Raw genomic sequence first — 8,627 nt, 5'->3', positions numbered from 1 at the left:
CCACAAGACCTTAATATATATTTTTTCCGTTTGATTTTACTGCAGAGAAAATTCTTCCGGTGCCTCTCCCTGACCGGCATAGACGTGCAGAATAGCCTGCACAATCCGGGCTGCAGCTTTGCCATCGCCATAGGGATTTACGGTATTGCTCATGGCATCATAGGCCTTCTGCTGGGTCAGGAGCCGCTTCGTTTCTTCATATACTACATCTCTGTCTGTGCCGATGAGCCGGACCGTACCGGCCTGCACAGCTTCGGGCCGTTCCGTCGTATCGCGCAGGACGAGGACCGGTTTGCCCAGGGCCGGGGCTTCTTCCTGAATGCCGCCGGAATCGGTCAGGACGAGGCTGCTCCGACTCATCAGGTTGGCGAAGGGTTCGTATTCCAGCGGATCGATGAGATGAATGCGGTCGACGCCGGCCAGTTCTTCTTCTACTACGTGCCGCACCAGAGGGTTGCGGTGTACGGGGAAGACGATTTCCGTATCGGGAATTTCTTCGATAATCTGCCGCAGGGCCTTGTAAATATGCCGCATCGGTTCGCCAAGATTTTCCCGGCGATGCGTCGTCAGGAGAATAATGCGGTGATGAGCAAAATCAATGGACTGCAGCACATCGTTATGGAACTGATAGGACGGATTGACCGTATTGATCAGTGCGTCAATGACCGTATTTCCCGTAATATAGATCGTATCTTCCGCAACGTGTTCACGCAGCAGATTCGCCTTGGCTGTCGGCGTCGGTGCGAAATGAATGGCCGCAATAGCACCGGTCAGCTTACGGTTCATTTCCTCCGGAAAGGGCGAGTACATATTGCCTGTCCGCAGGCCCGCTTCGACATGGCCGACAGGAATCTGCTGATAATATGCAGCCAGCGCGCCGGCAAAGGTCGTCGTCGTATCGCCGTGAACCAGCACGAGATCCGGCTTTTCTGCTTCCAGCACGCTTTTTAACCCCAGCAGCGATTTCGTCGTAATGTCGTATAAGGTCTGCCCTTGTGACATAATATCCAGATCATAGTCCGGCTTAATATGAAACAGGGACAATACCTGATCCAGCATTTGCCGGTGCTGGGCTGTAACGGCAACAACCGTCTGAATCTGGGACGCATGCTTTTTCAGTTCCAGAACTACAGGCGCCATCTTGATGGCTTCAGGCCGCGTGCCAAAGACAGTCATAACCTTTATCATAAGTAATTCCTCCTCAAACAGAACGGATACTACCCACTACGGCTTGCGAGTAGTATCCGTCGTCGTTTTTCTCAATATGCCAATCCGTTTTGCCGAATAAATAATCACAGCCAGGACAATCAGCACCGTAACAATGCCGATTTTATACCCTACGCTGGCGACAAACAGGGCTACAATGCCTAAGACGATACTGACGCAGTACATGATCAGAACAGCCTGTTTCTGGCTCAGTCCCAGCGCCAGCAGACGGTGATGGAGATGGCCCTTATCGGGCTGAAAAATCGGCACACCGCTCATCTTCCGCCGAATAATGGCAAAGAGCGTATCCAAAATAGGCAGTCCCAGGGCGATAATCGGCACGACCAGCGCAACCGTTGCTGCCGTCTTTACCAGTCCCAGCACGGCCGATACAGCCATGGTATAGCCCAGAAGCATACTTCCTGTATCACCCATGAAGATTTTGGCAGGATTAAAGTTATACTGCAAAAATCCCAGAGCCGCTCCGGCCATGGACACGATGATGACAGCCGGCAGGAACTGATTCATATGATATGCCAGGAGAAACAGGGACACAGAGGCAATAAAGGATACGCCGGCAGCCAGTCCGTCCAGTCCGTCAATAAGATTTACTGTATTGGTAAAGCCAATAATCCAGAAAATCGTCAGCGGCACGGCAATGATTTCCGGCAGCACAATGAGGGACCCAAAAGGATTGGTCATCCATTCGATCTGAATGCCAAAAGCCACGGGAATTGCAGCGGCTACGATCTGACCGGCGAGCTTCACTTTTGCCGGAATATTGCATATATCATCCCAGATTCCCAGCGCCACAATGGCAGTGCAGCCAATGAGCAGGCCCAGCAGTTCCGGCCGCAGCGGCGCGCTGTACAGCACAGCCGCCATAAATCCGATATAAATAGCCAGACCGCCTAACCGCGGAATAACATGGGTATGCACTTTTCTGGCATTAGGCCGGTCAACAGCGCCTACTTTAATCGCAAGCTTTTTTACACTTGGCGTCAAGGCATAGGCTACGATTAAAGCAATCAAAAACGGCACAAGGTATTCGAGCACAACAAACGCCTACTTTCCATTCCAAGTTAAATCTCTGCACGCCTTAGTTCGTCAGGCTGCGCATAGGAGCCGGAATCCGGCCGCCGCGGGCAATAAATGCATCGGAGGCATATTTATTGACGTTAATAATCGGGCAGTATCCCAAAAGGCCGCCAAATTCTACGGTATCGCCGACATCTTTTCCCGGAACGGGAATGACGCGGACTGCCGTCGTCTTGTTGTTAATCATGCCAATGGCAGCTTCGTCAGCAATAATCGCCGAAATCGTAGAGGCCGACGTATTGCCGGGAATGGCGATCATATCGAGGCCTACAGAGCATACGCAGGTCATGGCTTCCAGTTTTTCCAGGCTCAGGCTGCCGCGGCCAACGGCTTCCAGCATGCCTTTGTCTTCACTGACCGGAATAAATGCGCCTGACAGGCCGCCAACGCGGGAAGATGCCATAAGGCCGCCTTTTTTGACGGCATCGTTCAGCAGTGCCAGGGCAGCTGTCGTCCCGCAGGCACCGCAGCTTTCCAGGCCCATTTCTTCCAGAATATCGGCAACGCTGTCGCCGACAGCCGGCGTCGGTGCCAGGGACAGGTCAATAATGCCAAAAGGAACGTTCAGCCGTTTCGATGCTTCCATGGCTACGAGCTGGCCCACACGGGTAATCTTGAACGCTGTCTTTTTAATCGTTTCCGCAACGACGTCAAAAGGTGCGCCTTTCACCGTTTCCAGGGCCCGTTTGACAACGCCGGGACCGCTGACGCCGACGCTGACGCAGCAGTCGCCGTTCGTAACGCCGTGGAAGGCGCCGGCCATGAAGGGATTGTCTTCTACAGCATTGGAGAAGACGACCAGTTTGGCACAGCCCAGGGCATCCTGTTCTTTCGTCCGTTCAGCCAGATCTTTAAATACGCGGCCCATTTCAGCAACAGCATCCATATTGATGCCCGCTTTCGTCGAGCCAATGGCAACGGAACTGCAGACAATGTCGGTGCAGGCCAGGCTTTCGGCAATGGAGTCAATGAGACGGCGGTCGCCGTCTGTAAATCCCCGTTCGACGAGAGCCGAAAAGCCGCCGAGAAAGTCGATGCCAATTTCCTTGGCTGCCTTGTCCAGCGTCCGGGCTACATCGACATAGTTTTTCAGGTCACTGGCGCCGGCGACGAGGCTGATAGGCGTGACGGCGACGCGCTTGTTGATGATAGGAACGCCGAATTCCCGGCTAATATCTTCCCCAGTCTGTACCAGGTGTTCCCCATAGGACGTAATTTTATCATAAATGTTCCGGCACAGCGTCTTGCCGTCGCTGGAACAGCAGTCGAGAAGACTAATCCCCATCGTAATGGTGCGGACGTCGAGATTATTCTTCTGAATCATCTGATTGGTTTCTAATATATCATGGATTGTCAGCATTCCATTATCTCCTTATCCTACTTGATGCATGGCTTCAAAGATTGCCTGATTCTGCGCCCGGATTTCAACGCCCAGGGCATCGCCCTTTTCCTTGAGAATATCCTGCAGTTCTGCCAGCCCCAAATCGGAAGCTTCCATATCCACGATCATGGCCATATTGAATACGCCATCCAAAATCGCCTGATTAATGGTCAAAATATTAATGGCATGTTCAGCCATCACCTGGCTGACTGCAGCAATAATCCCGGTCCGGTCAACGCCGACAACAGTAATAACAGCTTTCATCTGTATTCCTCTCCTTTGTGTATAACTCTCATGCAGTCTATCATATCATACTATGGAAAAAATTTCTATGAATTTATCGGGAAAGGGCCCTGGAAATAAGGTGTTTTCCTTCTTCCAGCAGCTGCTGTGCCTGTTCGGCAGAGACAAAACTTTCCGCATACAGTTTATACAGGTCTTCTGTGCCCGACGGACGGGCTGCTACCCAGCCGTCAGCCGTGGCGATTTTGACGCCGCCAATGGGGAAATCGCCGTAGGGAGAACGGGACAGCACGGCCGTAATGGGACTGCCGCACAGTGTCGTTTCCGTAACGTCTGCTTCGGTCAGCGCACTGATGCGGGCCTTTTCTTCCAGCGTTGCCGGTGCATCGCTGCGCATCATATAGGGCCGGCCCAGTTTTTCACACAGTTCATTATAGTATTCCACAGGCGACAATCCCGTTACGGCCTTGATTTCCGCAGCCAACAGGCACATGATCATGCCGTCTTTGTCGGTTGTCCACACGCTGCCGTCTTTGGCCACAAAGGAGCCGCCGGCACTTTCTTCTCCGGCAAAGGCAATGGTGCCGTCCATAAACAGGGAGCCAAAGTACTTGAATCCTACAGGAACTTCATACAGGGGCACTCCCAGCATATGAGCCGACCGGGTCAGCATATCCGTCGTAACGACAGTCTTGGCAATGCCCTTGCCGGCAAAGTTGCGGTGTGTCATGAGATAGTGCGAAGCAACTGTCAAATAGGCATTGGCCGAAATCATGCCCTGGGATCCGGCAACGATGCCAAAGCGGTCGTAATCGGGGTCGTTGGCCAAGATGAGGTCGTATTTTTCCCGGCTGTTGGTCACGGCCGACATGACGTATGACGACGAGCAGTCCATGCGGACTTTGCCGTCATGGTCGTAGTTCATGAAGCGGAACTGCGGGTCATACGTGTCGTTGACGAATTCCAGAGGAATGTGATACATATCGGCAATACGGTGCCAGTAATTCATTCCCGAGCCGCCCAGGGCATTGACCAGAATGCGCAGTCCTGCATCGCGGACGGCATCGAGATCGATAATGGAATCGAGCTCTGCCACGTACAGCCCTTTGTAGTCGTAGGGAACGACGAGTTCACTGCGGCACGCTTCTTCATAGGGCACCTGATGAACTTCCGCGTTGCCGCCGGCAAGGAGACAGTTCGCTTCGGTTTCAATGGCCTTCGTAATCGCTGACTCTGCCGGTCCGCCGGTGACCGGATTATATTTAATGCCGCCATGTTCCGGCGGATTATGAGACGGCGTAATAATAATGCCGTCCGCCATACGTTCGCTGCGTCCTTCATTGTAACGCAAAATAGCCCGTGAAACAGCAGGCGTAGGCACAAAATCATCGTCGCCGTCGACATAGGCGGCAACGCCGTTGGCAGCCAGAACGCCCAGGACCGTTTCATAGGCCAGTTTGGACAGATAATGCGTATCAGCGCCGACAAACAGCGGGCCTGATGCGCCAAAACGGGTACGGACCGTGCATACAGCCTGCGTAATGGCTGCGACATGGTCAGCCGTAAAGCTGCCGTTTCCCGCCTGTCCGCGATGTCCGGACGTACCGAACCGGACCTGCTGATGGGGATTGTTCACATCGGGATGAATATCAGCATATGCGGCTGCAATAGCTTGTAAGTCAATGTAATCCTGTGGTCTTACCTTTGTTCCTGCTAATGTATTTGCTGCCATCTAATCACCTGATTCTCTTTTGACAAGGCCGCCCCTTTTCTATACAATAAACGTGCAGTACTCCGCCATCTGCAGCGGAGCCTGCGGCAGCCTCTCAATATAGTAGTTTTGTCATTATTATAACAAATTTTTCTCTATTGTGACAGTACGTTTAAAAAGAAAGGATGAAACCTGTTGAAATGTATTTCCTGGAATGTCAACGGCCTGCGGGCAGCTATGAAAAAAGGATTTATGGATGTCTTTACGACATTGAATGCCGATATTTTCTGCCTGCAGGAAACGAAACTGCAGGCAGGTCAGATCGAGCTCGATCTGCCGGGGTATGAGCAGTACTGGAACTACGCCGAAAAGAAAGGATACAGCGGCACTGCCATATTTACCCGCAAAACGCCGCTGTCCGTATCATACGGCATGGGCCGGGACGAACACGATCACGAAGGCCGTCTGATTACGCTGGAGCTGGACGATCTGTACGTCGTTACCTGCTATACGCCGAACAGCCAGAATGAACTGGCCCGCCTGCCCTACCGGATGCAGTGGGAAGACGATTTCCGCGCCTATCTGAAAGAGCTGGATGCCAAAAAGCCAGTCATCCTCTGCGGCGATCTGAACGTAGCCCATGAAGAAATCGACTTGAAAAATCCGAAGACCAATCGAAAAAACGCCGGATTTTCCGACGAAGAACGGCAGAAGATGACCGAGCTCCTGGCAGCGGGATTTACGGATACATGGCGGTACTTCTATCCGGACGTGACCGGCGTGTACTCGTGGTGGAGCTACCGCTTCAAGGCCCGGCAGAACAACGCCGGATGGCGCATTGACTACTTCATTACATCCAAATCACTGGACAGCCGCCTGGAAAAAGCCGAAATCTACACGGATATTACCGGCAGCGACCACTGCCCGGTCGGCCTGATTATCCGCTGAAGGCAACAAAAAAAGAACTGAGATATAATCTCAGTTCTTTTTTATTGCTTACAACGGCCTATTAGAAGGCGTTGTGCGAATATTCATAGTACAGATCAGCCAGTTCATCCATCTTGTCGCTCATGACGATCATGAGATCCGAAGCGGTATCGTAGTCTTTATCAGCCAGAGCTTTCTTGATCTTCGAGCAGATAGACAGGCTTTCGTCCGTATCGCGGCCCAGTTCTGTACGAAGAGCGTTGATCTTTTCCCACCGTTCAACTTCCAGCGGGTTCGTATCGTCTTCGAGGTGGAGCTGTTTTGCCGAAATAATCTTGGACAGGTTGTCCGGAACGATGCGGTACTGCAGTTCCAGAGCCCAGCGGCTCAGAGCGCCTTCTTTGAAGGATTCCATGAGGCGTTTCTGGAATGCGTCGCAGGCGAGGTCTTCCAGTTTTTCCGGATATGCCGTAAGGGCTTTGAAGTTTTCCCATACAGTGCGCGGAGCTTTGCCAAACATGGCGTCGCGCTGTTCAGCTGTGAATTCTTCGAATACGTCCACTTCCGAACGATATGCCCGGTCTTTTTCCAGGTAATCTGCTGCTTCGCCCGGTTTCTTGGACAGTTCAGCCAGCAGTTCTGCCGTCGATTTGCCGCTGGACAGAGCGTATTTGATGCCGTCCAGTGCGCCGAGGTAGCACATGGCAATGGCAATGTACGTATTGGTGAACGGGTTCGGTGCACGAAGTTCAAACCGCGTGGCGTTCGGGCTTTCTACGGCACGAATCAGGCCGGCCAGGACCGAACGGTTACGGGACGGAACATCCGGTGTTTCGCCGCCCAGAGCCGTAACGATGCAGACAGGTGCTTCAAAGCCAGGTTTCAGACGATTCAGGGAGTCTGTCGTGGAGGAAACGAAGGGGTTAATAACTTCGTAATGTTTCAGCAGGCCCATAATAGCGCCGTAGCCAAGAGCCGACAGGAATTCTTTGTTCATGTCATCGGGGTTGAAGAGGTTGACGAATTTGCCGTTTTTCAGGATAGCGCCAATGCCGAGGTGCGTATGTTCACCGGAGCCGGCAACGCCGTGGATCGGTTTAGCCTGGAACGTAACTTCAAGGCCGTTTTCACGGAATACTTCGCGGACAATAATGCGGGCCTGAATTTCGTTATCTGCTGTCTGAACCGGATCGTTGGAGAATTTCCAGTCTACTTCGATCTGTTCCAGAACGAAGATCAGCTTGCCCGAATCATCGATGTGGGCTTTAATGCCGCCAACTTCTTTATGGCCCATTTCCGGCTGGAGTCCGTATTTTTCCAGACGTTCTACAGTCTGTTCCAAAGCGGTCCGGACTACGCCGTGCGTACGCTGCCAGTACTGTTCCTGCATTTTCTGCGATGCCGACAGAAGACGTGTTTCTACGTCCTGGCTCGGCGTCTTAACCCAGAATTCCAGTTCTGTTGCCGTCGTGAATACGATTTTTTCAATATCATCGGGATTAATCGACAGGCCTTTAATACCGTATTTTTTAACTAAATCCAGGATCTGGTCGCCAACGTAGTCTACAGTATTGCGGAGAATGGAACGGGAATCAATGAAGCCCGTTGCATGGCGCAGGAAGCTGGGAATACGAAGGGTGCCGACCGGTTTGCCCGTAGCCGGGTCAATATTGCCGTCGTTATAATCAATGAACCAGTTTACGCCGGGATCGGCTTTGATGTCGACACGGGCGTTGGACAAGGTAGCAATGCCGGGAAGAACAACGGAAGACCCGTCTGTCTGGAACGCCGTGGCATTGAAGAATTTATCGTATTCGTCAAAGAATACGGAAATAGGAATCTTTTCATCTGTATCGTTTCCGGCTAAATCGACACCAACGAGGGAAACGAATTTAATTTCCGGATGCTGTTCCAATAAAGCCAGAACACCTTCTTTGCCATACTGGCCGGCAGGAATTACATAAACCAAATCATCTTTAGTCATTCTTTCTTCCTCCTTTTTAACAAAAAAGAGACTTCGCCCCTTTATGCAAGGTTCGAAGTCTTCTTTGACTTTCTGCA

At 52.0% G+C, this 8,627-nt stretch carries 7 protein-coding genes; 1 reads left to right on the top strand and 6 read right to left on the bottom strand.

Translation table 11 applies throughout. From position 1 onward, the window contains the following. Nucleotides 1–36 precede the first annotated feature (36 nt). From wecB to Q3886_RS06365, 5 genes are all read right to left on the bottom strand, one after another. Entirely contained in the window at nt 37–1,188 is a 1,152-nt protein-coding gene (wecB, locus tag Q3886_RS06385) for a non-hydrolyzing UDP-N-acetylglucosamine 2-epimerase (protein WP_301860393.1), read from the bottom strand. Nucleotides 1,189–1,224: 36 nt separating this feature from the next. Continuing rightward, complete coding sequence (locus Q3886_RS06380) at nt 1,225–2,262, bottom strand: glycosyltransferase family 4 protein (protein ID WP_301860392.1); 1,038 nt, start codon at nt 2,260–2,262, stop codon at nt 1,225–1,227. A 43-nt stretch (nt 2,263–2,305) separates the two neighbouring features. After that, a complete protein-coding gene (locus tag Q3886_RS06375; RefSeq protein WP_301860391.1) occupies nt 2,306–3,664 on the bottom strand; it encodes a PFL family protein in 1,359 nt (452 codons plus the stop codon). Nucleotides 3,665–3,676: 12 nt separating this feature from the next. Then, on the bottom strand, nt 3,677–3,949 hold the full coding sequence (locus Q3886_RS06370; RefSeq protein ID WP_301860389.1) for an ACT domain-containing protein: 273 nt from the start codon (nt 3,947–3,949) through the stop codon (nt 3,677–3,679). A 73-nt stretch (nt 3,950–4,022) separates the two neighbouring features. Continuing rightward, a complete protein-coding gene (locus Q3886_RS06365) occupies nt 4,023–5,660 on the bottom strand; it encodes a phosphoglucomutase (RefSeq protein ID WP_301860388.1) in 1,638 nt (545 codons plus the stop codon). Nucleotides 5,661–5,834: 174 nt separating this feature from the next. On the opposite strand from Q3886_RS06365, the gene Q3886_RS06360 reads away from it, so the two are divergent. Then, nucleotides 5,835–6,587: an exodeoxyribonuclease III gene (locus Q3886_RS06360; protein ID WP_301860386.1), complete on the top strand. Its 753-nt coding sequence runs from the start codon at nt 5,835–5,837 to the stop codon at nt 6,585–6,587. Nucleotides 6,588–6,648: 61 nt separating this feature from the next. On the opposite strand, the gene Q3886_RS06355 is transcribed toward Q3886_RS06360, so the two are convergent. Then, nucleotides 6,649–8,550: a glutamine synthetase gene (locus Q3886_RS06355; protein WP_301860385.1), complete on the bottom strand. Its 1,902-nt coding sequence runs from the start codon at nt 8,548–8,550 to the stop codon at nt 6,649–6,651. Nucleotides 8,551–8,627 lie beyond the last annotated feature (77 nt).

It is taken from the genome of uncultured Megasphaera sp. (assembly GCF_958350005.1).
Classification (GTDB): Bacteria; Bacillota; Negativicutes; order Veillonellales; family Megasphaeraceae; genus Megasphaera.
The sequence above is the reverse complement of the archived record's forward strand: the minus strand, read 5'-3'. Positions and strand labels throughout refer to the sequence as shown.

What these genes read in the sequence shown, in the direction of transcription:
- wecB (WP_301860393.1), bottom strand. Translation starts at nt 1,188, where the DNA reads ATGATAAAGGTTATGACTGTCTTTGGCACGCGGCCTGAAGCCATCAAG.
- Q3886_RS06355 (WP_301860385.1), bottom strand. Translation starts at nt 8,550, where the DNA reads ATGACTAAAGATGATTTGGTTTATGTAATTCCTGCCGGCCAGTATGGC.
- Q3886_RS06375 (WP_301860391.1), bottom strand. Translation starts at nt 3,664, where the DNA reads ATGCTGACAATCCATGATATATTAGAAACCAATCAGATGATTCAGAAG.
- Q3886_RS06365 (WP_301860388.1), bottom strand. Translation starts at nt 5,660, where the DNA reads ATGGCAGCAAATACATTAGCAGGAACAAAGGTAAGACCACAGGATTAC.
- Q3886_RS06370 (WP_301860389.1), bottom strand. Translation starts at nt 3,949, where the DNA reads ATGAAAGCTGTTATTACTGTTGTCGGCGTTGACCGGACCGGGATTATT.